At 62.0% G+C, this 24,753-nt stretch carries 18 protein-coding genes; 5 read left to right on the forward strand and 13 right to left on the reverse strand.

The genetic code is table 11. The annotated features are described in order from the left end of the window. Positions 1-4: 4 nt before the first annotated feature. The 9 genes from MJ205_RS17955 to urtA form a co-directional block, all read right to left on the reverse strand. Positions 5-439, reverse strand: coding sequence for a hypothetical protein (locus tag MJ205_RS17955; RefSeq protein WP_239809704.1), 435 nt, complete (start codon positions 437-439; stop codon positions 5-7). 19 nt (positions 440-458) lie between these two features. Further along, on the reverse strand, positions 459-3,779 hold the full coding sequence (locus tag MJ205_RS17960) for a hypothetical protein (RefSeq protein ID WP_239809705.1): 3,321 nt from the start codon (positions 3,777-3,779) through the stop codon (positions 459-461). Positions 3,780-4,726: 947 nt separating this feature from the next. Continuing rightward, entirely contained in the window at positions 4,727-5,095 is a 369-nt protein-coding gene (locus MJ205_RS17965) for a zinc ribbon domain-containing protein (protein ID WP_239809706.1), read from the reverse strand. Positions 5,096-5,164: 69 nt separating this feature from the next. After that, the gene (fmdA, locus tag MJ205_RS17970; protein WP_133855171.1) at positions 5,165-6,388 is read right to left on the reverse strand and encodes a formamidase; all 1,224 of its coding nucleotides are present in this window, start codon (positions 6,386-6,388) and stop codon (positions 5,165-5,167) included. 75 nt (positions 6,389-6,463) lie between these two features. Further along, positions 6,464-7,153 carry an urea ABC transporter ATP-binding subunit UrtE gene (gene urtE, locus MJ205_RS17975; protein ID WP_133855172.1) on the reverse strand — a complete coding sequence of 230 codons (690 nt, stop codon included), beginning with the start codon at positions 7,151-7,153 and terminating at the stop codon, positions 6,464-6,466. 10 nt (positions 7,154-7,163) lie between these two features. Further along, positions 7,164-7,907: an urea ABC transporter ATP-binding protein UrtD gene (gene urtD, locus MJ205_RS17980; protein ID WP_239809707.1), complete on the reverse strand. Its 744-nt coding sequence runs from the start codon at positions 7,905-7,907 to the stop codon at positions 7,164-7,166. A 14-nt stretch (positions 7,908-7,921) separates the two neighbouring features. Further along, on the reverse strand, positions 7,922-9,121 hold the full coding sequence (gene urtC, locus MJ205_RS17985; protein WP_239809708.1) for an urea ABC transporter permease subunit UrtC: 1,200 nt from the start codon (positions 9,119-9,121) through the stop codon (positions 7,922-7,924). Positions 9,122-9,144: 23 nt separating this feature from the next. Next, positions 9,145-10,059, reverse strand: coding sequence for an urea ABC transporter permease subunit UrtB (gene urtB, locus MJ205_RS17990; RefSeq protein ID WP_239809709.1), 915 nt, complete (start codon positions 10,057-10,059; stop codon positions 9,145-9,147). 199 nt (positions 10,060-10,258) lie between these two features. Next, positions 10,259-11,506, reverse strand: a complete 1,248-nt coding sequence (gene urtA, locus MJ205_RS17995) for an urea ABC transporter substrate-binding protein (protein WP_239809710.1) — start codon at positions 11,504-11,506, stop codon at positions 10,259-10,261. A 269-nt stretch (positions 11,507-11,775) separates the two neighbouring features. Between urtA and MJ205_RS18000 the strand changes: the two genes are divergently transcribed. The 3 genes from MJ205_RS18000 (at position 11,776) to MJ205_RS18010 (ending at position 17,365) form a co-directional block, all read left to right on the forward strand. Next, on the forward strand, positions 11,776-15,156 hold the full coding sequence (locus MJ205_RS18000; RefSeq protein ID WP_239809711.1) for a hybrid sensor histidine kinase/response regulator: 3,381 nt from the start codon (positions 11,776-11,778) through the stop codon (positions 15,154-15,156). Between the two features lie 2 nt (positions 15,157-15,158). Beyond that, a complete protein-coding gene (locus MJ205_RS18005) occupies positions 15,159-16,043 on the forward strand; it encodes a response regulator transcription factor (protein WP_239809712.1) in 885 nt (294 codons plus the stop codon). 335 nt (positions 16,044-16,378) lie between these two features. Continuing rightward, positions 16,379-17,365 carry a tripartite tricarboxylate transporter substrate-binding protein gene (locus MJ205_RS18010; protein WP_239809713.1) on the forward strand — a complete coding sequence of 329 codons (987 nt, stop codon included), beginning with the start codon at positions 16,379-16,381 and terminating at the stop codon, positions 17,363-17,365. A gap of 84 nt (positions 17,366-17,449) precedes the next feature. On the opposite strand, the gene MJ205_RS18015 is transcribed toward MJ205_RS18010, so the two are convergent. Both MJ205_RS18015 and MJ205_RS18020 read right to left on the reverse strand, forming a co-directional pair. Continuing rightward, a complete protein-coding gene (locus MJ205_RS18015) occupies positions 17,450-17,785 on the reverse strand; it encodes a DUF1840 domain-containing protein (RefSeq protein WP_116926167.1) in 336 nt (111 codons plus the stop codon). 10 nt (positions 17,786-17,795) lie between these two features. Further along, entirely contained in the window at positions 17,796-19,061 is a 1,266-nt protein-coding gene (locus tag MJ205_RS18020; RefSeq protein ID WP_239809714.1) for a class I SAM-dependent methyltransferase, read from the reverse strand. A 125-nt stretch (positions 19,062-19,186) separates the two neighbouring features. On the opposite strand from MJ205_RS18020, the gene MJ205_RS18025 reads away from it, so the two are divergent. Continuing rightward, a complete protein-coding gene (locus MJ205_RS18025; protein ID WP_239809715.1) occupies positions 19,187-19,750 on the forward strand; it encodes a hypothetical protein in 564 nt (187 codons plus the stop codon). Positions 19,751-19,753: 3 nt separating this feature from the next. Here the strand turns inward: MJ205_RS18025 and MJ205_RS18030 are convergent, their stop codons facing one another. Together MJ205_RS18030 and MJ205_RS18035 are read right to left on the reverse strand one after the other, a co-directional pair. Next, a complete protein-coding gene (locus tag MJ205_RS18030) occupies positions 19,754-20,863 on the reverse strand; it encodes a M14 family metallopeptidase (protein ID WP_239809716.1) in 1,110 nt (369 codons plus the stop codon). Further along, on the reverse strand, positions 20,860-22,953 hold the full coding sequence (locus MJ205_RS18035) for a molybdopterin-containing oxidoreductase family protein (RefSeq protein WP_239809717.1): 2,094 nt from the start codon (positions 22,951-22,953) through the stop codon (positions 20,860-20,862). The genes MJ205_RS18030 and MJ205_RS18035 overlap by 4 nt, the downstream gene beginning before the upstream one ends. A 259-nt stretch (positions 22,954-23,212) precedes the next feature. Here MJ205_RS18035 and MJ205_RS18040 point away from each other — a divergent pair, with 259 nt between their 5' ends. Beyond that, positions 23,213-24,418, forward strand: coding sequence for a M20 aminoacylase family protein (locus MJ205_RS18040; protein ID WP_239809718.1), 1,206 nt, complete (start codon positions 23,213-23,215; stop codon positions 24,416-24,418). Positions 24,419-24,753 lie beyond the last annotated feature (335 nt).

Raw genomic sequence — 24,753 nt, forward strand, 5'->3', positions numbered from 1 at the left:
CCATTCAGTTTTCTTGCGTGCAAAGCACTTGGTTTTCGTCTGTCAGCTGCCGCGCCTCTTCTTGGGTGACGGCTCTGGTGGTGCAGGTCTCAGGGGTACTTACCGTGCTACCGACCAGTTTTGGGATGCCCTGGAGCTTGCGGGCCTCATATTTCATCTGCCCTGCATTGACTGCGGTCTTGGCTGTCTCCATGCCATGCGGTATTGCCCATACCGGCAGGGGAATGGATTCAGGAGCCGCCTTCAGATCACTGGTTTGCAAAGGAGCAGAGGGCTTGTTGTCTGGTAGCTCGATCGTTATGCCGCTGCCAGCGGGAACCACCACCGCCTGGGCATAGGCAGCACCTGCAAACAGGCTCAACGACAGCAACAAGGCCAGAGATCCAAAGTGTGTGCAGATGGGAGAGCACATAGGCCGCGATGTATGCGAGTTATTCATGGCGTAGATCCTTGGTGGTTTAGTTCATCTCGATGCTGCGTTCCGCCACTTGGCGCCACCCCAGATAGATAAGCTCTTTGCGCAGACTCGACTCCATGGTCTGCATGAGCAAGCCTCGTGAGTCATGCAAATACTGGGTGGTGCCCTGCGCGGCTACGGTCTGAGCCCGCATGTTGGAGCCGTCGTAGTCATGCAGCTTTTCCAGTGCCGTCCCACAATCGGTGCAGCGCAGGTTGTTAGCACGGTCGTGTCCAAATGTGTTGTATCCGTTGGCACTCACATTACCCGCCCGGTCATATTCAAAGCTTCGAGAGAAACCACCTGCTACCCCTGTGAGCAGTCCTGTTGCAGTGTCGTAGGTGTAGGTGTTGAGACCCGTAGGTGTACGCAAATACGTTAGATTTCCGGTCCTGTCGTACCAGTACTGGCGGTTAACTTTGGTCGTTGCCTCCGTGATAAGGCGGTCCAGCTTGTCGTATGCGAATGCCCTTGCGTATACGCCATCAGCCAGTTCGTTAATGTTGACCATGTTCCCGACGGGATCATAGACATAGGTGCTATTCACAAATCGGCTGGAGCCTTGGCCATATGTCAAATCTGAGGGCCACTGCCGGCTATTGATGCCCATAGTGGAGACCACGCCATTGGCATAGCTGATTTGGCTGGGCATTCCATTCGGGTGGTAGTCCACACTATGTATATAAGGCAGTACTGCACGTGCTCGCCCAAATGCATCAGGCTCGTAGCTGACCTGATTGCCTGATGGGTAGGTGATAGACGCCAGCGCTTCATTGCTGTCGTAGGCATAACCCAATGTTTGGGTGCTTGCACCGACGCTCAGGCTTTCTTTGGTGATCTTGTTGTTTTCGTCATAGCTGAAGCTGCGCGAAATATCGCCGCTTAGTGAGACAACTAGATTGCCGTTGGCATCATAGGTATTCTTCACTGCAGGGGCATTTGGCACCGCCGCATCTTCCGAGCTGGGATAGCTGATATCTGTCAGCCGATTGCGACTGTCGTAAGCGTATATGGTTGCTGGGCCTGTTCCGATCCTCTGGCTTATCAGGTTCCCAATAGCATCCCTCTCAAAAGTTGTTGTGCCTATTTCAGGATCAGTTTTTGAAGTCAGGAAATAGCGACTGTCATAGCCATAACCGCGGGTTTTTCCATCCATACTCACCGCCGTTAGCTGCCCAAGAATATTCCTGGTCTGGCGTACATCGGCAATCGCGAACAAACTTCCATTTACCGATTCACCTGCAGCGAGCCGGACCCGTTCACGCTTATCAGGATCAGAGTAAGCCCTGTAATAGTCGATCGAAGCACGCCCCGTGGAATCCTGGTTCACCACATATAGGTTGCCATAGCTGGTGTAGTTGATATGTTGGGCATTTGTCGTGCGTACCGGATTACCATTGAGAGTAGCGATAACCCTGCTTAATCCATCGTAGACATAACCCGTCCCCATCATACTGTTGGGATAGGATTGATGGATGAGTTCACCCATCACGTTGTGACTGTAGTTGACCCAGACAGGTACCTCTCCTGGGGCACTTGCCTCTCGACGAAGGGTACGGCCAAGCCCATCAAAGGAGGTGGCATCGGTCATACCACCTCTTTCCACCACACGGGTATTTGGAGTCCAAGCCACGGATATCACTGCCCCACTTGGCTTTGCAACCGAAGTGACACGATTTAGCATATCGTAGGTAAACTTGGTAGTATTCCCCCGGGCATCTGTCTCAGAAATAACATTACCGGCGTCATCGACAGATCTACTGACAGTGGAGCCATCAGCATATGTTTCTTTTTTTGGAATACCTCGATGATAATCAGAAAAGCTATCTAATTGCCCTAGTGCATTAATCTTGGTAGCGACATCGCCTGTTGAATGGTATGTTGCTGAGCTTACAGCCCCAGCGACACTCTCCAACACCACATTCCCATTCGCATCAAACTGGCGTTTGGTTTCATGCCGCTCCCCCTCACTGACCATAACAGCACTTGCAATGCTATTTATTAGCCATTTATCCGTATCAACATGGTAACTGAGCGTATTCTCTCTAGTGTAAGTTCGGTCTGCAAAATTCGTCCCTACCTCCACCACTTTACGTGCATTACCATATTCATCGAAATCAGATTTCGTTAGCGTGAAGCGCTCCCCGACCCGACTTTTACTCTCAATGCGAGGGACACGCGCCACGGGATTAAAGCTGTTGCTTGTATAGTTTTGGGCTACTACGTCTATTTGGCTAGAGATCACAAAATCCTGATAGGCCAGCAATACGTTTTCATGGTCACTGGTACGTCCAAGATAGATGCCAACAGATGTTGGAGCCTGACGTACAGAGTGGTAGCCTGCATGATAATGCTCAACAACTTTTCCAGCTGGATCTGTAACCTGGGTAATATTGACCTGGCTTCTGTCATCCGGAGGCATGCTGTACGAATGTGTTACTGAGGTGCCAACACGATTCACAGGCAGCTCGTTAGCAGCGACTCTATAAACGTAATTCCAATTCCCGGACTGACTCTCTTCTGAGCCAGCCTTGGCAATTTTCCCTGTAACTACAGTGCTTTGGCGACTACGCGGTGTTCCAGCCAAGAAGTCAACGTGACCGTAGCGGTAGTCAATAGTCCCACCGCTCGGATAACTCACCTTGCTGAGTGACCCCACGCCAGGAGTAGCTTCATAGCTGTAATTCCAGGAATGACCATCGGGTCTTTTTACGGCCGTCAAGTAATTGCGAGACCCTGCACCTGGAGCAAGAGTGTATTCCCACTCGCGCGAGTTACCCACATCAACGACCTTGGACAGCTTTGAATCGACATAATTGAAATGCAAGCCCCGTCCGTCACTTGTTGCGACCTTAGTCATCGCCATGACACCGTTTTCCAGAAATTGATAACTGATGTTGAACCAGTTGCCATTCCTATCGGTGATTCTCTCAGGATAGTAAGCCGTTTGCTTGCTGCTTACTGCCCCAAAGGAATTCCCTTTCTTGGTCATTTGATAGCTGTGACCATCAGGAGATTGGACAATAAAAACGCCCTCAATACACTTGGCACGCCAGAAATCTTTGGTCATCCAAGTCAAATGGCCATCAAATGCTTGCTCGTAGAAAATTTGCCGGCTTCCATCCGATTTTTCGAATACGGGGTTGGCGGAAGCGACTGTCCACGAAGAAGAACACAAAGCTTTATTGGACCCTCTTAGCACGCGCCCCATATGCATGGTCCACCCGAGCCCAACAGGGCTGTATTCAAAGTCAGTCCATGCCGAAGTCGTGGCGAAGGGATCATCGATACTGTTATAGCTACGTTGGATGGCAAGATCCATCCCCCATTTCCAGGAATTACCAAGTCGGTGACTGTATAACTTAATTTCCCGGTAAAAGTACTTATCGTCTCATTAGGAGAGTGCGATACAGACCCACCTAATGACGCAGCTTTTTCTTCGAAAAAGTCAGGGATACTGGGAAGGCTTGATTCGTCCGATTGAGCATAGGCGCCCTGGACAACCATTAGTGCTGCAGCATAGATGGCTGAGTGACTAACTCTTTTTTGACGATATCCAGGTGTTTTTTTAACTTCCCCTTGAGAGCCCCGATCAAATATCCCTGACATAGTTTCTCCTCTTGAGGCAGCCAAGACCGTAACCACTCCCACTCGCTTCGGAGTGTGATATACGGTTGGCGCACTCATGTATGGTGTAAAGAAGCAGTTCGATTTTTGCCAAAAGCCATCAGTCTTTAGCAATCGTTAACCACTATTTACTTAGGAGAAGTGTCAGATTGATGTATGTCTACGAGACAGCAATGGACTTAAGTTGCAAGCGGGAGGGCGCTCTCCCACTGCATCCATCGAAGTAAACGCAAACAAACATTTCTTGAATTTCGATTTATTTCAACGCACAAATGGATTAAAAAAAACTGCAACTTAATGCAAATTTAGGTGCCACATCAATTAATCAAACTAATATGATATTTTCTTATCCAACTTGATAAATCCACATTAACAATAAGCCATCTTGTTTACCACGCAAAGCATGTCGCCCCAGCGCCCTGCGATAGCAACCATATTGCGCTAGATTCAATATGTTTATACCGATAAGCTACCGGAATAAAATTACAAATTGGTTTGCAGCTGTAAGTGTATTGCTAAGTGGCATTGGGCGCCTCAGTAGCTCAGTTCTGCCTCCGGAAAAGATGGGTTACAAAAAACTCGATTCGCTGATACACCGCTCCGCGTCTATCGCCCACGTTGGCGATTAGCCGGTAAAAGTGCTCAATGGCTAATCATCCAAGGCCGATTCCCCACCTGGCTTTTCAGCGCCGGCTGCGCCGCCGCCGCAGCGCTGCTGGTCTTGGCGCCCCCGCTGCAACACCCACAGCCACTGGGATGCCGCAGCCGCCCATAGCTGCCCGCCGCAGGATCGTTATCCCGCGACATGCGCGGCGCATGGCGGGCGCGTTCGTTGACCTCGGCGGCGCGGCGCTGCTGGGGGGAGGTGCAGGCCAGGCGCGGGGCCTGGGTGATGACGCGCTCGGAGGCCGCGCCGCAGCGGGGGCAGGCGCAGGCCAGGTTGCGGTCGGACAGGCGGCGCAGCGCGTCGAACGCGCCGCAGTGCTGGCAGGCGTAGTCATAGGTGGGCATCAAAGTCTCCTGCACAAAAGAATAAAAGCGGGCCGGCACAGCGGCCCGCATACGCGCGTCTTGCTCGTCTTACTTGTCGTACGAGATCGGCATATCGATGCTGCCGTCCAGGTACTTGACCGGCCCTGCCGCGCTCGGGTTGATGTCGAAGTCAAAGATCTGCGTGGGCAGCCACAGGGTGGCGCAGGCATTGGGCACGTCCACCACGCCGCTGATATGGCCCTGCACCGGGGCGGTGCCGAGGATGGAATAGGCCTGGGCGCCGGAGTAGCCAAACTTCTTCAGGTACTCGATGGCGTTGAGGCAGGCCTGCTTGTAGGCCACGTTCACATCCAGGTAGTACTGCTTGCCCGATTCGTCAACGCTGATGCCTTCAAAGATCACATAGTCGTTGTAGGTCGGCACGATGGGGCTGGGCTTGAAGATGGGATTCTTGATGCCGTACTTGGCCATGCCGCCCTTGATGATGGACACCTTCATGTGTACCCAGCCGGCCATCTCGATCGCGCCGCAGAAGGTGATTTCGCCATCGCCCTGGCTGAAGTGCAGATCGCCCACCGACAGGCCCGCGCCATCGACATAGACCGGGAAGAAGATCTTGGAGCCGCGCGAGAGGTCCTTGATGTCGCAGTTGCCGCCATGCTCGCGCGGGGGCACGGTGCGCGCGCCGCTGGCAGCGGCCTTGTCGCGTGCCTCGCCCTTGAGCTGGCCCATGTGCGCCGTGGCCATGAACGGCGGGTTGGCCAGGTTGCCGTCGGGGTTGGTGTCGATCAGTGCCTGCTCGCGCGCATTCCAGGTCTCGAGCATCTTGGGATCGGGCAAGGTGCCGATCAGGCCCGGGTGGATCAGGCCGGCATAGCGCACGCCGGGGATGTGGCGCGATGTGGTGAACATGCCCTGGAAATCCCAGATCGATTTTTGCGCGGACGGAAAGTGGTCGGTCAGGAACCCGCCGCCGTTCTTCTGCGAGAAAAAGCCGTTGAAGCCCCACTGGCTCTCGTCCTTGGCGCCGATGTCGAGCAGGTCCACAACCAGCAGGTCGCCCGGCTCGGCGCCTTTGACGCCCACCGGGCCCGACAGGTAGTGCACCGTGGTCAGGTCCACATCGCGCACATCGTCGGCGCTGTCGTTGTTCTGGATGAAGCCCCCCGTCCAGTCGTAGGTCTCCAGCACAAAGTCATCGCCGGGGTTCACCCAGCAGGCCATCGGAATATCGGGGTGCCAGCGGTTGTGCACCTTCTCGTTGGAGGGGGCCGGTTGGGACAGATCAACCTTGATCAGGGTTTCGGGCATGTACAGCTCCTGTGATGCAGTCAATGAAACAGAAAAATGCGGGCCGGCAGCGCAAGCCGCCCGGCGCGCAAGGACCTAAACCGACAGATAGGACTTGATGTGGGCCTCGTTGGTGTTGGCGCGGTCGGTCTCGTGCACGATGCGGCCGCCCTCGATGACAAAGAGCCGGTCGGCCACATCCATCGCAAAATGCAGCACCTGCTCGGAGACTACGATGGTGATTTCGCGCATCTTGCGGATCTCGTTGAGCGCCTTGGCGATGTCCTTGATGATGGACGGCTGGATGCCCTCGGTGGGCTCATCGAGCAGCAGCACCTTGGGGTTGGTGACCAGCGCGCGGGCAATGGCCAGCTGCTGCTGCTGCCCGCCCGAGAGGTTGCCGCCCTTGCGGCGGCGCATATCCCACAGCACCGGGAACAGCGCATAGATCTCGTCGGGAATCTTGCGGTCGCGGGCATTCTCCAGACCGGTCTCGATGTTCTCCTCGACGCTCAGGGTCGGGAAGATCATGCGGCCCTGGGGCACATAGGCAATGCCCTTGGCCACGCGCAGATAGCTCTCGTCGCGCGACACATCCTGCCCGGCAACCTGCACCGCGCCGCTCTTGAGCGGCAGCACGCCCATCAGCGCCTTGAACAACGTGGTCTTGCCCATGCCGTTGCGGCCCATGATGGCCAGGGTTTCATTGGGCCGGCCTTCGAACGAGATGCCGTGCAGCGCCTCGCTCTGTCCGTAGGCCACGTGGATATCGTTGACTTTCAGCATGTGCGGCTCCTCAGTGGCCCAGGTAGACATCGATGACTTTGGGATCGGACTGCACGGCCTCCATCGAGCCTTCAGCCAGAATCTTGCCCTGGTGCATGACGGTGACCTTGTGCGCAATGCGGGCCACAAACTCCATGTCGTGCTCGATCACGATCACCGAGCGGCCCACGCAGATGCGCTTGAGCAGATCGGCTGTCAGCTCGCGCTCGCGCGCGCTCATGCCGGCAATCGGCTCGTCAAGCATCAGCAGTTCCGGGTCCTGCATCAGCAGCATGCCAATCTCCAGCCACTGCTTTTGCCCGTGCGACAGCAGGCCCGATTCCATCTCCAGCACATGGTCCAGGCCGATCTCCTGCGCCACCGCCTGCACGCGCTGCTGCACGGCCTCGGTGCACTTGAAGCGCAGCGCGCCAAACACCGAGCGCCCCTCTGGGTAGGAGACCTCCAGGTTCTTGAAGACCGACAGGTTCTCGTAGATCGACGGGGTCTGGAACTTGCGGCCGATGCCCTTGCGCACGCGCAGGTACTCGTCCATGCCCGTCAGCTCCTGGTTCTGGAACTTGATGCTGCCGCTACTGGCCTTGGTCTTGCCGCAGATCAGGTCCAGCAAGGTGGTCTTGCCGGCGCCGTTGGGGCCGATGATCACGCGCAGCTCGTTCTTGTCGACATAGAGGGTCAGGTCCTCGATGGCCTTGAAGCCGTCAAAGGAGACTGTCAAACCCTCCACCGCCAGTGCAAAGTCGGTATTGCTCATTGCGCACTCCTGGTTCAGACGCCTTCGGCCGCAGGCTTGCCGCTGACCGGCTCCTGCGCCTTGCTGGTGGCGGTGGTGGTAACGGGCTTGGTAGCCGTGCTGGTGGCCACTGGGCCGGTCGGGCTGGCGGGCTTGGCAGCGCGCCGCGCCAGCATGGGCTTGAGCTTGCTCGCATACAGGCCCGCCAGGCCGTTGGGGAAGAACATGGTCACCACGATGAAGAGGCCGGCCATGCAGAACATCCACAGATCGGGGAAGGTCTCGGAGAAATAGGTCTTGCCAAAGTTGACCAGCAGCGCGCCGTAGACGGCACCGACCAGACTCATGCGGCCACCGACCGCGGCAAAGATCACCATCTCGATCGACGGAACAATGCCGACGATGGACGGGGACATAAAGCCCACCTGCAGTGCAAACATCGCGCCGCCAATGCCCGAGATTGCAGCGGCCAGGCAGAACACGAAGACCTTGAACATCGACACGTCGTAGCCGGAGAAGCGCACCCGGTCTTCCTTGTCGCGCATCGCCAGCAGCAGGGTGCCGAGCTTGCTTTTCTGGATCCACAGGCAGGCCACCACCGACAGCAGCAGCAGGCCGCAGCAGACGTAGTAGAGGATGTACTTGGCGCTGTCGGTGCGGATGTCCCAGCCCAGCAGGGTGCGCAGGTCGGTCATGCCGTTGACGCCGCCGGTGTAGCCCTGCTGGCCGATGATCAGCACGGTGAGAATCAGCGCCACGGCCTGGGTGATGATCGCAAAGTAGACATCGCCCACCCGGCGGCGGAACATGGCAAAACCGATGATGAAGGCCAGCAGCGCGGGCGCAGCCACCACGGCAAACAGCGCAAAGGGCAGGTGCTCAAACGGCGTCCACCACAGCGGCAGTGCGGTGAGCTGGTTCCAGTCCATGAAGTCGGGGATGCCCGGTGTGGACTGGATGCTGGTGCTGGCCTTGTCGGAGGCCTCCAGCTTGAGGAACATCGCCATCGCATAACCGCCCAGGCCAAAGAACACGCCCTGCCCCAGGCTCAGCACGCCGCCCCAGCCCCAGAGCATGACCAGGCCCACGGCCACAAAGGCGTAGCAGAGGTACTTGCCCACCAGGTTCAGGCGGAAGGAATCGAGCGCCAGCGGGAACACCACCAGCAGCACCACGGCCAGCAGCGCCACATGTCCCAGGCCGGTGCGCTCCAGCCACACACGCATATCTTTCATGGTTGTCATCCTTTCCACCGGCTTTAGCGGCGCACCTTGCTGGCAAACAGACCTTGGGGCCGCAGCATCAAGACCACGACGATGAAGGACAAGGTCAGCACCTTGGCCATGGAGCCACTGAGGAAGAACTCCGTGATGGACTGCACCTGGGCAATGCCAAAGGCCGATGCCACGGTGCCCAGCAGGCTGGCGGCGCCGCCAAAGGTGACGACCAGGAACGAATCCACGATGTAGAGCGAACCGGAGGTAGGCCCCGTCGAGCCGATGGTGGTGAAGGCGGCGCCGGCAATGCCCGCCACCCCGCAGCCAATCGCAAAGGTCAGGCGGTCGGTCTTCTTGGTGTTGATGCCGATGGCGTTGGCCATCACCCGGTTGCTGACCGTGGCCCGCACCCGCAGGCCCCAACGGCTGCGGTACAGCGCAATCAGCACGCCGGCGGTCACCAGCAGCGCCAGCGCCAGCACAAACAGGCCATTGATCGGAATGTCCAGCCCCTCGCTGGGCGACCAGGAGCCCATCAGCCAGTCAGGCAAAGTAGGGCTCACCTCTTTGGGGCCGATCACCGAGCGGAACACCTGCTGCAGTCCCAGACTCAGGCCCCAGGTGGCCAGCAAGGTATCGAGCGGGCGCTTGTACAGGTGGCGGATCAATGCCCACTCGGCCAGCCAGCCCAGCACAAACGCGAACACAAAGGCCGCCACGATCGACAGCGGAAAGTAGTACGGCATCCATGCCGGCGCATGGGCTTCCACCAGGGTGGAGGCCATGAACACGGTGTAGGCGCCGATGGTCATGAACTCGCCATGCGCCATATTGATGACACCCATCTGGCCAAAAATAATCGCCAGGCCCAGGCCCATCAGCAGCAATACTGCAAACAGGCTGAGGCCTGCGAAGCCCTGCATCAGCCCGATATTCATCATTTCAGAAAAAGTCATGGCGCTCTCTTGTCGGGTGGTGGTCGGCGGCATCGCGGGCCTCAAGGGCAATGCCTCGGGGCCCGCTCCTTGCTTGTAAGTGGCAAACACAGCCCAGCAAACCGAAGGTTTGCGGTTGAGACGAGGCGCGAGGCCGCAGGCAGTACAAAAAGTACGACAAGGCCGAGCAACGACGTATCAAGGGCTGTGTTGGCCACGTTTATTGGTAGCCCTTGGGGAAGGGATCAGGCTTGATTAGCTCGGGCGACTCGGACACCACCTTGAAGGTCCCGTCCGGCAGGCCCTGCGCGATGCGCGACTTGCTCCAGAGGTGGTGGTTGGCGTCGATCTTCACGTAGCCTTCGGGAGCGGTGTTCAGCTCGATGCCCGGCGATGCGGCCACGACCTTGTCCACATCGAAGCTGCCGGCCTTCTCGACAGCGGCCTTCCACAGCCAGGGGCCCAGGTAGCCGGCCTGGGTCACATCGCCGATGACCGACTTGGGGCCGTACTTGGCCTTGAAGGCCTCGACAAACTTCTTGTTGTTGGGGTTGTCCAGCGTCTGGAAGTACTTCATGCTTGAATAGAAGCCGGCAAAGTTCTCGCCGCCAATGCCGAGCATTTCGTCCTCGGTCACCGACAGGGTCACCAGGAACTGCTTGTCACCGGTGATGCCCGCCGCCTTGAGCTGCTTGTAGAAGGCCACGTTGGAGCCACCCACGACGGCGGCAAAGATCAGATCGGGTTTGGCCACCTTGATCTTGTTGATCAGCGAGTTGAAGTTAGTATTGCTCAGCGGGTAGTACTCCTCGCCGACGACCTTGCCCTTCTGGAAGGTCTCGATGTGCTTGCGCGCAATCTTCATCGAGGTGCGCGGCCAGATGTAGTCCGAGCCCACCAGGAAGACCTTGGAGGCGTTCTTTTCCTTCTTGGCCCAGTCGAGGCTGTACAGAATCTGCTGGGTCGCTTCCTGGCCGGTATAGATGACGTTCTTGCTCTGCTCCAGGCCTTCGTAGAAGGTGGGGTAGTAGAGCAGACCGTTTTCCTTTTCGAAGACGGGCAGCACGGCCTTGCGCGAGGCCGAGGTCCAGCAGCCGAACACGGTCGCCACATGGTCGCTGATGAGCAGTTTCTTGGCCTTTTCGGCAAAGGTGGGCCAGTCGGAGGCGCCGTCCTCCTTGATCACGCGGATCTTGCGGCCCAGCACACCGCCCATCGCGTTGATCTGGTCGATGGCCAGCTGCTCGGCCTGGATGGAGCCGGTCTCGGAGATCGCCATCGTGCCGGTCGACGAGTGCAGCTGCCCCACCACCACTTCGGTGTCGGTCACCGCGAGCTTGCTGGTATTGACCTGCGCAGTAGGCGGCGTTTGGGCGCGGGACAGCATGGGCAGACCCGCGATGCTGATGGCCCCCAGGCCTTGCAAGAGACGGCGGCGGCGGAGCGACTGTTGGAATTCCTGAGACATGCTTTTCTCCTCAAGTGGTTCAGGCGTTGAACCGGTAACGGGTTGAAACCTGTTGATCACTCTAAAAGTGCGGCCCCGAAACACCCATACGTCATTTGACGTAGCCGCTGCGTAGACGCCCCGTGCTCGGCTGCGCGCCAGGGGCGGGCGCTGCATTCGGCAGGCGCCGCCTCGCCGGCCGCGCCTCGCCGGCCGCGCCCTCCTTCGTGTGGCCTGAATATTGCTTGGTCTGGGGGTCCCCTGCCCCTGGTGCCTGCACGCTGCCTGTGATGACCAAGCCCTCCCAAAAGATCTTCCCGATCCGCCGCGAATACAACGCCTGGGTGGCCGACGAGACCATGGAGGACTACGCGCTGCGCTTTACGCCGCAGAAGGCGCGGCGCTGGAGCGAATGGCAGCTGCTGAACACGGCGATGGGCGGGCTGTCCTTTCTGGCGCTGGAGGCCATCGGCGCGACCATCACCCTGGCCTATGGCTTCAGCAACGCGGCCTGGGCCATTGCGGTGATGGGCATCGTGATCTTTCTGACCGCCTGGCCCATCTCGGTCTGCGCGGCGCGCTATGGGCTGGACATGGACCTGCTCACCCGGGGCGCCGGCTTTGGCTACCTGGGCTCGACCATCACCTCGCTGGTCTATGCCACCTTCACCTTTATCTTCTTTGCGCTGGAGGCGGCCATCATGGCGCTGGCCGTGCAGATGGCGCTGGGCTGGCCGCTGGTGGTCTGCTATGTGCTGTGCGCGCTGGTGGTGATACCAATGGTGCTGTATGGCGTGACCTTCATCTCCAAGCTGCAGGCCTGGACCCAGCCGCTGTGGGCGCTGATGCTGCTGACGCCCTATCTGTGGCTGGCCTTCACCCAGCCGCAGCTGGTGCATGAGCTGCCGGGCCTGTCGGGCCTGACCTCGGGCAGCGCCGATTTCAACTGGCTGTATTTCGGCTCGGCCAGTACCGTGATCTTCGCGCTGATCGTGCAGGTGGGTGAGCAGGTCGATTACCTGCGCTTCATGCCGCGCAAGACGGCCGCCAACCGGGGCCGCTGGTGGTTTTGCGTGCTGATGGGCGGGCCGGGCTGGATCCTGATGGGCGCCGCGCGCATGCTGGGCGGCGCCTACCTGGCCTATGTGGCGCTGCAGTTTGGCTCCACGGTGGCCGAGGCCTCGGACCCCACCCACCTCTACCTCAGCGCGTTTGGCAAGATGGTCCAGGACCCGGGCATCGCCCTCTGGGTCACCCTCATCTTCGTCATCATGGCGCAGATCAAGATCAATGTGACCAATGCCTATGCCGGCTCGCTGGCCTGGTCCAATGTGTTCTCGCGCATCACCCGCAGCCACCCTGGCCGCGTCGTGTGGCTGGTGTTCAACGTGATGATCGCGATGCTGATCATGACCCTGGGCGTGTTCAGCGCGCTGGAGAAGGTGCTGGGCATCTACAGCAATATCGCCGTCGCCTGGGTCGGCGCGCTGGTGGCCGATCTGGTCATCAACAAGCCGCTGGGCCTGAGCCCGCCGGGCACCGAGTTCCGGCGCGCCTACCTGCATGACCTCAACCCCGTCGGGCTGGGCGCGATGGGCATTGCCGCGCTGGCCGCCGGCATTGCCTACAGCGGGCTGCTGGGTGAACTGGCCAGCGCCTTTGCGCCCTATATTGCGCTGGTGATTGCGCTGCTGGTCTCGCCGCTGCTGGCCTGGTTCACCCGCGGGCGCTGGTATATCGCCCGCCCGCCCGCGCTGTTCGAAGCGCCCGAGCTGCAATGCGCCGTGTGCCAGAACCAGTTCGAGCGCGCCGACATGGCCGCCTGTCCCGCCTATGGCGCGCCCATCTGCTCGCTGTGCTGCTCGCTCGATTCGCGCTGCCATGACCGCTGCAAACCCAGCACCGCGCGGGCCCAGGTGCAGTGGCGCAGCCTCTACGAAAGCCTGCTGCCCCAGCGTATCCAGCGCAGCATCAACTTTCGGCTGGCGTCCTATGCAGGCACGGTGCTGCTGCTGACCAGCCCGATGGCGCTGGCCTTGTTCATCGTCTACATGCAGCAAAGCCTGGCGCCGGGGCAGACCGATTTGCGCTGGGCCTTTGTGCGGGCGTTCTCGCTGCTGGCGCTGCTGTGTGCGCTCTATGCCTGGTGGCTGGTGCTGGCCAAGGACAGCCGGCGCATGGCGCGCGAGGAGTCGGAGCGCCAGACGCAGATGCTGCTGCAGGAGATCGAGGCCCACCAGCGCACCGATGCGCAGTTGCAGGCCGCCAAGGAGCATGCCGAGGCGGCCAACCAGGCCAAATCGCGCTATGTGGCCGGCATGGCCCATGAGCTGCGCACGCCGCTGACCAGCATCCTCGGCTATGCCCAGCTGCTGCTGCGGCGCAGTGACCTGCCCGGCCCCGCGCATGAAAGCATCACCACCATGCTGCACAGTGGCGAGCACATGCACTCGCTGATCGACGAGCTGCTGGATCTGGCGCGCATCGAGGCCGGACGCCTGCGGCTGGACCCGGCGCCGCTGCAGTTTCCCGAGTTTCTTGAAGCGGTCAACCGCATGGTGCGGCCCCAGGCCGAAGCCAAGGGCCTGCAGTTTGCGCTGCAGACCCAGGGCCGCATGCCACCGTGGGTGCGCGCCGATGCCAAGCGCCTGCGCCAGATTCTGATCAACCTGCTGGGCAATGCGATCCGCTTTACCGACAGCGGCAGCGTGCGCCTGCAGGTCAACTGCCACAGCGATGTGGTGCGCTTTGATATTTGCGACACCGGCATCGGCATTGCGCCGCAGGACCATGAGCGCATCTTCATGCCGTTTGAACGGGGCAGTGCCGGGCGCCGGGCCGCGAGCACCGGCACCGGTCTGGGCCTGACCATCACCCGCATGCTGACCTTGCTGATGGGCGGCGAGCTGAGCCTGCAGAGCACGCCTGGCCAGGGCAGCACCTTCTCGGTGCGCCTGTACCTGAGCGAGGTCCACACCCCACCCCGCGCGCTGGCCGGCCAACCCCAGGCCCGCCCCTTCATCGGCGGCTACCAGGGCCCGCGCAGAACGCTGCTGGTCGTCGATGACCAGCCCATCCACCGCCAGCTGATCGCCGGGGTGCTGATTCCGCTGGGCTTTACCGTGCTCGAAGCGGCCAGCGGCCACGAGTGTCTGGAGATCATCCGCGATGCGCCCCCCGATGCCATCCTGCTGGACCTGAGCATGGATGACCTGAGCGGCTGGCAGACCGCTGCGCTGGTGCGCCAGCAGTACAGCGCCGCCCATCTGCCGATCATCATCGTCTCGGCCGACCTGTTCGAGAACCAGCCCGAGCAGCTCGAGCGCGCCGGCTGCCAGGCCTTTGTCGGCAAGCCGGTGCTGGAGTCCGAGCTGATGGACAGCCTGGCCTGGCTGCTGAAGCTGGAGTGGCTGGAGGACAAGGCCGTATCCCCTCCCCCGGCGGCACTGCCCTCCGCCCCGCAGCCTGGCCCGCTGCCAGCCGAGCTGCAATCGGACATCACGCGGCTGGCACGCTTTGGCGATGGCGCCGGCCTGCGCAAGCTGCTGGCGGCGGCCCAGGCCAGCCATCCCGATAGCCGCGATGCGCTGCAGGCGCTCGATGCCGCTGCCCAGCGTTTCGATTTCCCGTTCATCCTGGAAAGCCTCGCGGCGTCCTCGCCCGATACCTAGCCATGCCTCATCACACATCCCATGCCGGCGTCGTCCTGGTGGTCGACGATGCCATCGAGACCCTCGGCTTCCTCTGCGAAGCACTGAGCCAGCAGGACTACACGGTGCTGGTGGCCCGCAATGCGGCCGAGGCGCTGGAACGCCTGGAGATCGCGACGCCCGATGCAGTGCTGCTGGACTGCGTGATGCCCGGCGAGACCGGCTTCTCGCTGTGCCGCAGGATCAAGGCCGACCCCGCCTGGGCCCATGTGCCGGTGATCTTCATGACCGGGCTGTCCGAGACCGACCATATCGTCGAAGGCTTTGCCTGCGGCGGCGTGGACTATGTCGTCAAACCGCTGAAGCTGCCCGAGGTGCTGGCGCGGCTGGCCCGCCATATGCACAACGCCCATGTGGGCCGCATGGCCCAGGCGGCGGTGGATGTGGCGGGCATGGGGGTGGTGGTGCTGGACCGCCAGGGCCGCATCGCCTGGCGCTCGCCGCAGGCGGCACTGTGGCTGGAGCAGGCCTTTGGCGCCAGCACAGCGGCGGCAACGGCCTGGCTGCAATCGGCCTGGGATACGACGGCCCAGCACCCGCTGGGCGGCAGCAGCCTGCTGGCCCAGCCGGTGGGCGAGGTGGGCATTGGCGAGCGCATGCTGGTGCTGCGCGTGGGCACCGACAACCTGCGTGCCAGCACCCAGCGCCTGCAGGATGCGTCGCTGACCCCGCGCGAGACCGAGGTGCTGGGCTGGCTGGCCAAGGGCAAGACCAACCGGGACATTGCACAGATCCTGGGCATGAGCCCGCGCACGGTGAACAAGCACCTGGAGCATGTGTTTGAGAAGCTGGGCGTGGAGACCCGGGCAGCGGCAGCGGCCATCGCCAGCGGCTCCCTGACCGCGTAAGCTTCGCGTAAGCCATAGAAAAGCTACGGATATTGCAGCGGTCTGGCGTGGCGCCCAAAGGCGCCTGCCGCTTGCGCCAGCGCAAATAAATGTCCATCACTGCCTCTGGCTGCACGACATTTCGCCGACGGCTAACGACATTTCAACTATCAATATTGATAGCATCTATCGCAAACCATCGTTGACCCCGGCGGCCATTTGGCTTTAAGTTCCGGGAAAAGAGCCTGGCCAACAACGATAAACACTCAGGAAAAACAAGGGTTTACCTTAGAAAAAACCCCTGCCTGATCTCGGTAGGATGGCACTCTTTTTCCCTTCAAGAGAGACAAGCCGTTATGAACAAGATGATGCAATGGACTGCGCTGGCCCTGGCGGCCGCCACCGCGACCGGCGCCTATGCCGACGCCTCCTACCCCAACAAGCCCATCACCATCGTCGTGCCCTTCACGGCAGGCGGCCCCACCGACCGCGTCGCACGCGATCTGGGCGAAGCACTACGCAAGCCCCTCAATGGCGTGACCGTGGTCATCGACAACGCCGACGGCGCGGGCAGCACCATCGGCATGGCCAAGGCCGCACGTGCCAAGCCCGACGGCTACACCTTGCTGCTCAACCACATCGGTGTGGCCACCGCCCCTATCCTGTACCGCAAGCTGTCCTTCGATGTGACCAAGGACTTCGAGTACCTGGGCATCATCAACGACGTGCCGATGACCCTGATCGGCAAGCCCACCTTGGCACCGAACAACTACAAGGAACTGGCTGCCTACCTGAACAAGGAAAAGGACAAGGTCAACCTGGCCAATGCCGGTATTGGTTCCGCCTCGCACCTGTGCGGCCTGCTGCTGCAAAGCACCCTGAAGATCCCGCTGACCGCCGTGCCGTACAAGGGCGCCGCACCGGCGATTGCCGACCTGATGGGCAACCAGGTCGATGTGCTGTGCGACCAGACCACGAACACCACCGGCCAGATCGAAGGCAAGAAGGTCAAGGCCTATGCCGTGACCACCAGCAAGCGCCTGACCACGCCATCGCTGAAGGACCTGCCGACCCTGCAGGAAGAAGGCCTCAAGGGCTTTGAAGTGACGATCTGGCACGGCCTGTACGCCCCCAAGGGCACGCCACCCGACATCCTGAAGAAGGTCAACGACGCGCTGAAGGTGGCCTTGAAGGACCCCGAGTTCATCAAGAAGTCGGAGAACCTGAGCGCCGTCGTGGCCAACGACCAGCGCATCACGCCCGAAGGCCACAAGGCCTTTGTGCAGGCCGAGATCGCCAAGTGGACGCCGATCATCAAGGCGGCCGGCACCTTCGCCGACTGATCGCGCGACACCTCAGAACCTGTTCAACGCAAAAAGACTGCCTCGGCAGTCTTTTTTTCGTTGGATCAGACGCTTGCTGGGCGGTCAGCCGCCCCAGACCACATCGGCCTGCTCGGCCGCACTGCGGCGCAGCATCTCGATGAAGGGCACCGCCCGCTGCTTGAGGCCGACACTGGCCTTCACATCCTGGCCGTCGGCGTCTTCGGGGTCCTGGTCCAGGTCCTGCGTCTTGGCTGCCTGGGCGCGTTCGTCTTCGGCAGCCACAGCGGCCTGCAATGCGGCAATCGCTTGGGGAATCTGGTCCGTGGTGATGATGCCGCGTGGCGAGGCGTCCTTGCCGATGATCTGCAGCACCTTGCGGGCATCAGGCTCCAGCATGATCATGTCTGCAGTGGCCTGTGATTTGAATTTGAATAGCACGGCGCTCTCCTTATCGATACATATAGTCCCGGGTGAACGGGTATTGTGATTGTGCACCAGGCATGGTGCCTGTCGTCATCGACCCATCGGGCATGACAGCCAGCATCTGGTGCAGCGCCACCCAGCCATGCTCAAACCCCGTGGCGCAGCCGGCCAGGTAGAGGCGGTAGGCGCGCAGGGTCTTGGCGGCCTGCGCGGAGTCGCCCTTTTGCGCGAGGATCGCCAGCGCCTCGTCCAGCTGCGCCTCCAGGGCATCGGACCAGGCCCACAAGGTCTTGGCGTAATGCGGGCGCAGGTTGTCGGTGTCCACCATCTCCCAGCCCGCGTGGGCCATCTCTTCGAGCACGGCGCTGACATGGATCAGCTCGCCGCCGGGGAAGATGTATTTCTCGATGAAATCACCCATGCCGGCGCCCAGCTGCTCGTTGTCGGTGCCGCCAGCGGTGATGCCGTGGTTCATCAGCAGGCCACCGGGTTTGACCAGGCGCTTGAGCACCGTGAAGTACTCGTGCATATGGGCGCGGCCCACATGCTCGAACATGCCAACCGAGGCGAGCTTGTCAAAAGGCTGGTCCACGCGCAGCTGGCGGTAGTCGGTCAGCAGCATCTTGACCCGGCCCTGCAGGCCTTTTTGTTCGATCAGCTGGTTGACATAGGCATGCTGGTTTTTGGACAAGGTGATGCCGGTGCCCTCGATGCCATAGTGCTCGGCAGCCCACAGCAGCAGGCCGCCCCAGCCCGCTCCCACATCCAGAAAGCGCTCGCCGGGCTGCAGCCGCAGCTTGCGGCAGATCAGGTCCAGCTTGGCCTCCTGCGCCTGGGCCAGGCTGTAGTCGGGCTCGGCGTAGTAGGCGCAAGAGTAGACGCGGCGCGGGTCCAGCCACAGCCCATAGAAATCGTCCGAGACGTCGTAGTGGAACTGGATCTGCTCGGAATCCTTGGTCAAGGTATGGAACGCCGCCGAACGCGAGCGCGCCAACAGCCGGCTCCACCAGGTGGAACGCGCCGCCACCGGGTCCGAGGGCATCAGCGCCACCGCAGCGGCCATCGCATCGCGCATCGTGCCTTCGATATCCACGTGGCCCTCGACGATGGCCGCACCCACCACCCCGACATCGCCAGCCGCCAGCGAGGCCAGTGCCGCCGCGTTGTGGCAGCGAATGCGTACCTGCGCCTGGTCCGGCGGACCGATCCATCCGCCCTGCGGCAGGGAGATGGCAACCGACACTGGCAAACCCGCCAGCTTTTCTTCGAGCTTGGAATGCAGGATATTCATAGCGGTTATTGTGTGGCGCCGGTCCGCAAGGTCAATAGCCGTTGTCTGACACACCTACTAACAACATATCTATAGGGATGCCGCCAGCACCTGCGCAGCAGACGCGCTAGCATTGCTCCCTGCCCATGCCCACATCCCCGCCTGTCCCCTCTTCCGATCGCTTGCAGCCCGCAGCCTGGCTGGATCTGCCTGCTTTGCAGGCCCGCTACCCGAACCAGGACTGGGTGGTGTTGCAGGCCGATCCCGGTGCTTGCCAGGTGTGGCGTTTGACCGCGCAACAGGCGTCGCCTATCCGACACGATCTGCCGTTGGGCTATGGCCAATTGGCAACACAGTACCTGAGCCGCGCGTCCGCCGGCGCTGGCCAGGTGGAACAGGTGATCGAGTTGGTGGAAGACCAGATCATGCCGCTGACCCGCAGTTGGCCAGCGCCCGGCCCCCAGCTGGCTTTGCTGTGCAGCGCGCCGGACATGGCGGCCCTCGCCGCGCAGCTGCCGGATCCGCAAGCCCCGCTGCAGACCACCGACGCTGTCGAGCAGCTCTTCAACCGCTATGCCCAGCACATGATGGGCGGCAGCCACGGTGGCCTGCAGCTGACGCCGGCGCAGGCTGCGCTGTTGATTCTGCTGCGCGAATGCCTGCACCACTGGGGCTGCCAGCAGGTCGCGCTGCGGGCTCAGCACACTTAGAGATCAGCGCGCTTCGCTGCTGAGTCCATCGACGGTCTGGAACAGCGCCTGGCGCGCCTGGCTGATGATCTGCGCTTTCCAGGCCACGCTCTCGTCATAGAAGGCTTCGCGCATCTGCTGGTGGATGGCAGCCTGCTGGGCGGCCGGTGCCTCGGGGTGCTGGTGCAGCCAGTGGTCAGCGCGCAGCGCATCCAAGGTAGCGTGCACCGGCAGCACGCCGTACTCCAATGCCATGCCGGTAAATGTGGCCTGCGGGCATTCTTGTGCCACGCTGTTCCAGAGCAGGCCGGTCAAAGGCGGCGATGAGGAGCTGCCATCGTCCAGCGACGTGACCGGCGTCGCGCCTGCCCCATCCCACCAGCGGCGCGCCCGCGCCAGCATGGCCGCATCACCGGGCGGGCCGGTGAAGATGCGCTCGCCATAGCCATTGGGGCCCAGCCCGGTGTGCACATCGATCCAGGCGATCTGGCGCGCGGCCTGGCCGTGCTGGCGCAACACCTGGCGCAGGGTCTGGTTGCTCCAGGTCGGCGCCTGGCCGCCAAAGAACACGCCTTGCGGATGGCGGTACTGGCCCTGGGCCACCGCCGCCTGCCAGGCCTTGAGGCCGTGCGCATCGATGAAGTCCTGCATCGCCTGCTGCACCGCGGCCGTCGGCGGCCACTGGGCCGGCACGATCACCTCGTGCAACTGGTCATAGGCCGGGTTGCCCGGCAGCGGTTGGGAGAAATCGACAAAGTTGCGGTTCAGGTCCACGTTCTCCTGGGTCACGCGCCGGCCGTAGGAAAAGCCATGGGGGTTGAGCGCATGCACATAGAGCACGGCCACACCGGCGCTGCGCACCTTGTCCAGCCACCCGGCATCGCGCAGCGCATAGACCTGCACGCCGCTGCCGCAGTAGCCCTCGATGCCATGGCAGGCGCTGCTGAGGATCAGCAGCTGGTCGGCATCGGCCGCGCCATCCCGGGCCACATCCATGGCCAGCGCTTCGCCTGCGACCCCGGTCAACGGATGGGGCTGCGACTGCAGCGCCAGGCCAGCGGCGGCGGCGGACTCCAGAAACTGCTGGCGGGCTTGCGCATAGCTGCGCGAAAAGGCTTGTTCTACAGCGCTCATGCGGCGATACCTCCGTGGCCCATGCCGGCGGTGGCCATGCGCTCGACCTGCACCGCACAGTCGTAAAAGGACGGTGCGCGTCCGATATCGGTCAGTTGCTGGTGGGTCAGCTCGTTGACGTTGGTGCCATTGGGCCCATCCTTGCGCCACCAGATGCCCAGTCCCACGACCACACCCGGCCGGGCACGGCCATTGATGCTGGCATGGCAGACATGCTCGCCCCGGCCGTTGAAGACGCGCACCAGATCGCCATCTTCAATCTGGCGGCTTTGCGCATCGCTGGGGTGCATCTCCAGCATCGGGCGCTCTTCGGCACTGCGCAGCTGGCGCACATTGACAAAGGTGGAGTTGAGAAAGTTGCGCGCCGGTGGCGAGATCATCGCCAGCGGATGGCTGGCCGTCGGCAGCTCATGGTTGGGCAGGTGGTCGGGCAAGGGGTTGATGCCCATGGCCTCCAGCGCCGCGCTGTGGAACTCGCACTTGCCCGAGGGCGTGGCAAAGCCGCCATTGGCAAACGGGGCGTCGGGCAGGTCCTGCGCGACAAAGCCCTGCGCCAGCAGCTGCTCGAACGGGATGCGGGTCGGGTCCACCGCCTGGCGGCACAGCTCCTCGTCGCTGTCGGTAAAATGCGGCGCCGCAAAGGCGCTGTCGTAGCGCGCCATCTGCGCGGCCAGGTCGCGGAAGATCTGCGCATTGCTGCGCGCCTGGCCCAGCGGTGCAATAGCCGGGCGGTTGAGCAGCACATCGGTGTGGCCGTAGCTGGTGTGGATGTCCCAGTGCTCCAGCTGGCTGGTGGCGGGCAGCACATAGTCGGCATAGTCGGCCGTGTCGGTCATGAAGTGCTCCAGCACCACGGTGAACAGGTCCTCGCGGGCAAAGCCCTTGACCACCTTGGCCGAATCGGGGGCTACCGCGACCGGGTTGCTGTTGTAGCAGACCAGGGCGGCAATCTGCGGGCCGAACCCGGCGCTGGCGGGCTGGAGCAGCGCATCGCCAATCGTGCTCATGTTGACGGTGCGGGGCTGGCGCGCGCCCAGCAGCGCTGGCATTTGCAGTGCCCCCCGGCGCGCCGGTGCCGATGACGAACTGGACAGCAGCAGGCCGCCAGCGCGGTGGCGCCAGGCGCCGGTGAGTGCGGGCAGGCAGGCGACCGCGCGCACGGCATTGCCGCCGCCGCGCACACGCTGCATGCCGTAGTTCAGGCGGATCGCCGCCCGCTCGGTGGTGCCGTAATCGCGCGCCAGGCTGCGGATCTGCGCGGCATCGATGCCGCAGACCTGGGCGGCGCGCTCGGGCGACCACTGCAGTGCGCGGGCCTTCAACGCGTCCCAGCCCAAGGTGTGCTGGGCAATGTAGTCGTGGTCGAGCCAGTCGTTGCGGATCAGCTCATGCATCAAGGCCAGCGCCAGCGCCGCATCGGTGCCGGGCAGCAGCTGCAGGTGTTCATGGCATTTGTCGGCGGTCTCGCTCTTGCGCGGATCGATGCAGACCAGCTTGGCGCCGTTGCGCTTGGCCTCCATCGCATAGCGCCAGAAATGCAAGTTGCTGCCAATGCTGTTGCTGCCCCAGATGAGGATCAGCTGGCTCTCGGCAAAAAACTGGACCCGCATGCCCAGCTTGCCGCCATAGGTGTGCAGCAAGGCTTCCGAGCCCGCGCTGGCGCAGATGGTGCGGTCCAGCAGCGACGCGCCCAGCTGGTGGAAAAAGCGCCGGTCCATGCTCTCGCCCTGCACCAGGCCCATCGTGCCGGCATAGCTGTAGGGCAGGATGGCCTGCGGATCGGTCTGCGCAATGCGGTGCAGCCGCTGGCTGATATCGGCCAGCGCCTCGTCCCAGCTCACCGGCTGGAACTGGCCGCTGCCCTTGGGGCCGACCCGCTTCATCGGCTGCAGCACCCGGTCCGCATGGTAGCTGCGCTCGGTGTATTTGCTGACCTTGGCGCAGAGCACGCCGCCGGTGTGCGCATGCAGCGGATTGCCACTGACCTTGGTCGCCACGCCATCGACCACGGTGGTGACCAGTGAGCAGGTATCGGGGCAGTCATGGGGGCAGGCGCCCAGAACGGTGGTGGCGGCAGCAGTGGTAGTCATGGCAAGGGCGGCGCCGAGGCCGGCGCAGAGTCGGGGGAATGGAGTGCTGCACATGGTAGCGCCAGTTGGCAGGGGCCGGGGTCTCCTGCAGCACGTGGCCGGGCGGGGCCCAGGCCCAGGGTTATTCCCAGGACATTTCAGCGCAGAGGTGTCCTGCTTTGCTGCACCATAGAGGGCTTGGCACGCCGCGCGCCAACGCCTTGGCCTCTCGCGGCACCGGCCAGACAGATACATCCCCATGTAGCCAACAGGATTTCCCATGAAGCTGATTGATTCCATCGTGGCCGAAGCGGCCAGCATTGCCCAGATCCGCAAAGACATCCATGCCCACCCGGAGCTGTGCTTCGAGGAAGTGCGCACGGCCGATCTGGTGGCAGCCAAGCTGACGGAATGGGGCATTCCTATCCACCGCGGCCTGGGCACCACCGGCGTGGTCGGCATCGTGCACGGCAAGGATGGCGGCGCCAGCGGCCAGGCCGTGGGCCTGCGCGCCGATATCGATGCGCTGCCGATGCAGGAGTCCAACACCTTTGAACACGCCAGCCGCCATGCCGGCAAGATGCACGCCTGCGGCCATGACGGCCACACCGCGATGCTGCTGGCCGCAGCCAAGCACTTCTCCAAGTTCCGCGATTTTGACGGCACCGTCTACCTGATCTTCCAGCCCGCCGAAGAAGGCGGTGGCGGCGCGCGCGAGATGATCAAGGACGGCCTGTTCGAGAAATTCCCGATGCAGGCCGTCTTCGGCATGCACAACTGGCCCGGCATGGCCGCCGGCAACATGGCCGTCAGCCCCGGCCCGGTGATGGCCTCCAGCAACGACTTCAAGATCACCATCACCGGCAAGGGCGGCCACGGCGCGATGCCGCACATGGGCAATGATCCGGTGCCCATCGCCTGCCAGATCGTGACGGCCTTCCAGACCATCATCACCCGCAACAAGAAGCCGCTCGATACCGGCGTGATCTCCGTGACCATGATCCACGGCGGCGAAGCCAACAACGTGATCCCCGACCGCGTGGAGCTGCAAGGCACGGTGCGCACCTTCCGCACCGAAGTGCTGGACCTGATCGAAGCTCGCATGCGCCAGGTGGCCGAAGGCTGCTGCGCGATGAACAATGCACAGTGCGAGTTCTACTTCAACCGCAACTACCCCGCCACCGTCAACAGCGTCCCCGAAGCCGAGTTCGCCCGCCAGGTGATGATCGACATCATCGGCGCCGATAAAGTGAAGGCGCAAGAACCCACGATGGGCGCCGAAGACTTCTCCTTCATGCTCGAAGCCAAGCCCGGCGCCTACTGCTTCATCGCCAACGGCGAAGGCGACCACCGCGCCATCGGCCACGGCGGCGGCCCCTGCACCTTGCACAACCCCAGCTACGACTTCAACGACGACCTGATCCCCCTGGGCGCAACGTACTGGGTGCAACTGGCCACCAAGTGGCTGGCCCAAGCGAAGAAATAAGAAGCGAAATCAGCAACCCAAGCCAAGCGCCCGAGGACAACCCCGGGCGCTTTTTGCATTGAGAGCAGCGGAAACCACCCCGCCCTATCCACGAAGGCACCCCCTGCCATCGGTATGCCGGAGCGGGCCCAAGAAGCAAGCGCAATGCCCACCCCACCACCCCAACGCCGAGATAGGGCGTGAGACGAGGCGTCGCAGGCGCAGACAGTACGCCTGTACGGCAAGCCTGCGCAACGAAGGATCAGGCCCTATATCGGCGCCCCCGCACGATTAGCAGCCCCCTAACAGCCCATAAAACAATCTTAAAAAGGCGTCGCAGGCGCAGACAGTACGCT

Origin of the sequence: Comamonas sp. B21-038, assembly GCF_022387135.1 — a bacterium.
Lineage (GTDB): Bacteria > Pseudomonadota > Gammaproteobacteria > Burkholderiales > Burkholderiaceae_C > Comamonas > Comamonas sediminis.

Coding starts and splice junctions, on each gene's coding strand:
- MJ205_RS17960 (WP_239809705.1), bottom strand. CDS start 3,779: ATGGATCTTGCCATCCAACGTAGCTATAACAGTATCGATGATCCCTTC.
- MJ205_RS18010 (WP_239809713.1), top strand. CDS start 16,379: ATGAACAAGATGATGCAATGGACTGCGCTGGCCCTGGCGGCCGCCACC.
- urtC (WP_239809708.1), bottom strand. CDS start 9,121: ATGAAAGATATGCGTGTGTGGCTGGAGCGCACCGGCCTGGGACATGTG.
- MJ205_RS18040 (WP_239809718.1), top strand. CDS start 23,213: ATGAAGCTGATTGATTCCATCGTGGCCGAAGCGGCCAGCATTGCCCAG.
- MJ205_RS18035 (WP_239809717.1), bottom strand. CDS start 22,953: ATGACTACCACTGCTGCCGCCACCACCGTTCTGGGCGCCTGCCCCCAT.
- urtE (WP_133855172.1), bottom strand. CDS start 7,153: ATGCTGAAAGTCAACGATATCCACGTGGCCTACGGACAGAGCGAGGCG.
- urtA (WP_239809710.1), bottom strand. CDS start 11,506: ATGTCTCAGGAATTCCAACAGTCGCTCCGCCGCCGCCGTCTCTTGCAA.
- MJ205_RS17955 (WP_239809704.1), bottom strand. CDS start 439: ATGAATAACTCGCATACATCGCGGCCTATGTGCTCTCCCATCTGCACA.
- urtB (WP_239809709.1), bottom strand. CDS start 10,059: ATGACTTTTTCTGAAATGATGAATATCGGGCTGATGCAGGGCTTCGCA.
- MJ205_RS18000 (WP_239809711.1), top strand. CDS start 11,776: ATGACCAAGCCCTCCCAAAAGATCTTCCCGATCCGCCGCGAATACAAC.
- urtD (WP_239809707.1), bottom strand. CDS start 7,907: ATGAGCAATACCGACTTTGCACTGGCGGTGGAGGGTTTGACAGTCTCC.
- fmdA (WP_133855171.1), bottom strand. CDS start 6,388: ATGCCCGAAACCCTGATCAAGGTTGATCTGTCCCAACCGGCCCCCTCC.
- MJ205_RS18025 (WP_239809715.1), top strand. CDS start 19,187: ATGCCCACATCCCCGCCTGTCCCCTCTTCCGATCGCTTGCAGCCCGCA.
- MJ205_RS17965 (WP_239809706.1), bottom strand. CDS start 5,095: ATGCCCACCTATGACTACGCCTGCCAGCACTGCGGCGCGTTCGACGCG.
- MJ205_RS18030 (WP_239809716.1), bottom strand. CDS start 20,863: ATGAGCGCTGTAGAACAAGCCTTTTCGCGCAGCTATGCGCAAGCCCGC.
- MJ205_RS18005 (WP_239809712.1), top strand. CDS start 15,159: ATGCCTCATCACACATCCCATGCCGGCGTCGTCCTGGTGGTCGACGAT.
- MJ205_RS18020 (WP_239809714.1), bottom strand. CDS start 19,061: ATGAATATCCTGCATTCCAAGCTCGAAGAAAAGCTGGCGGGTTTGCCA.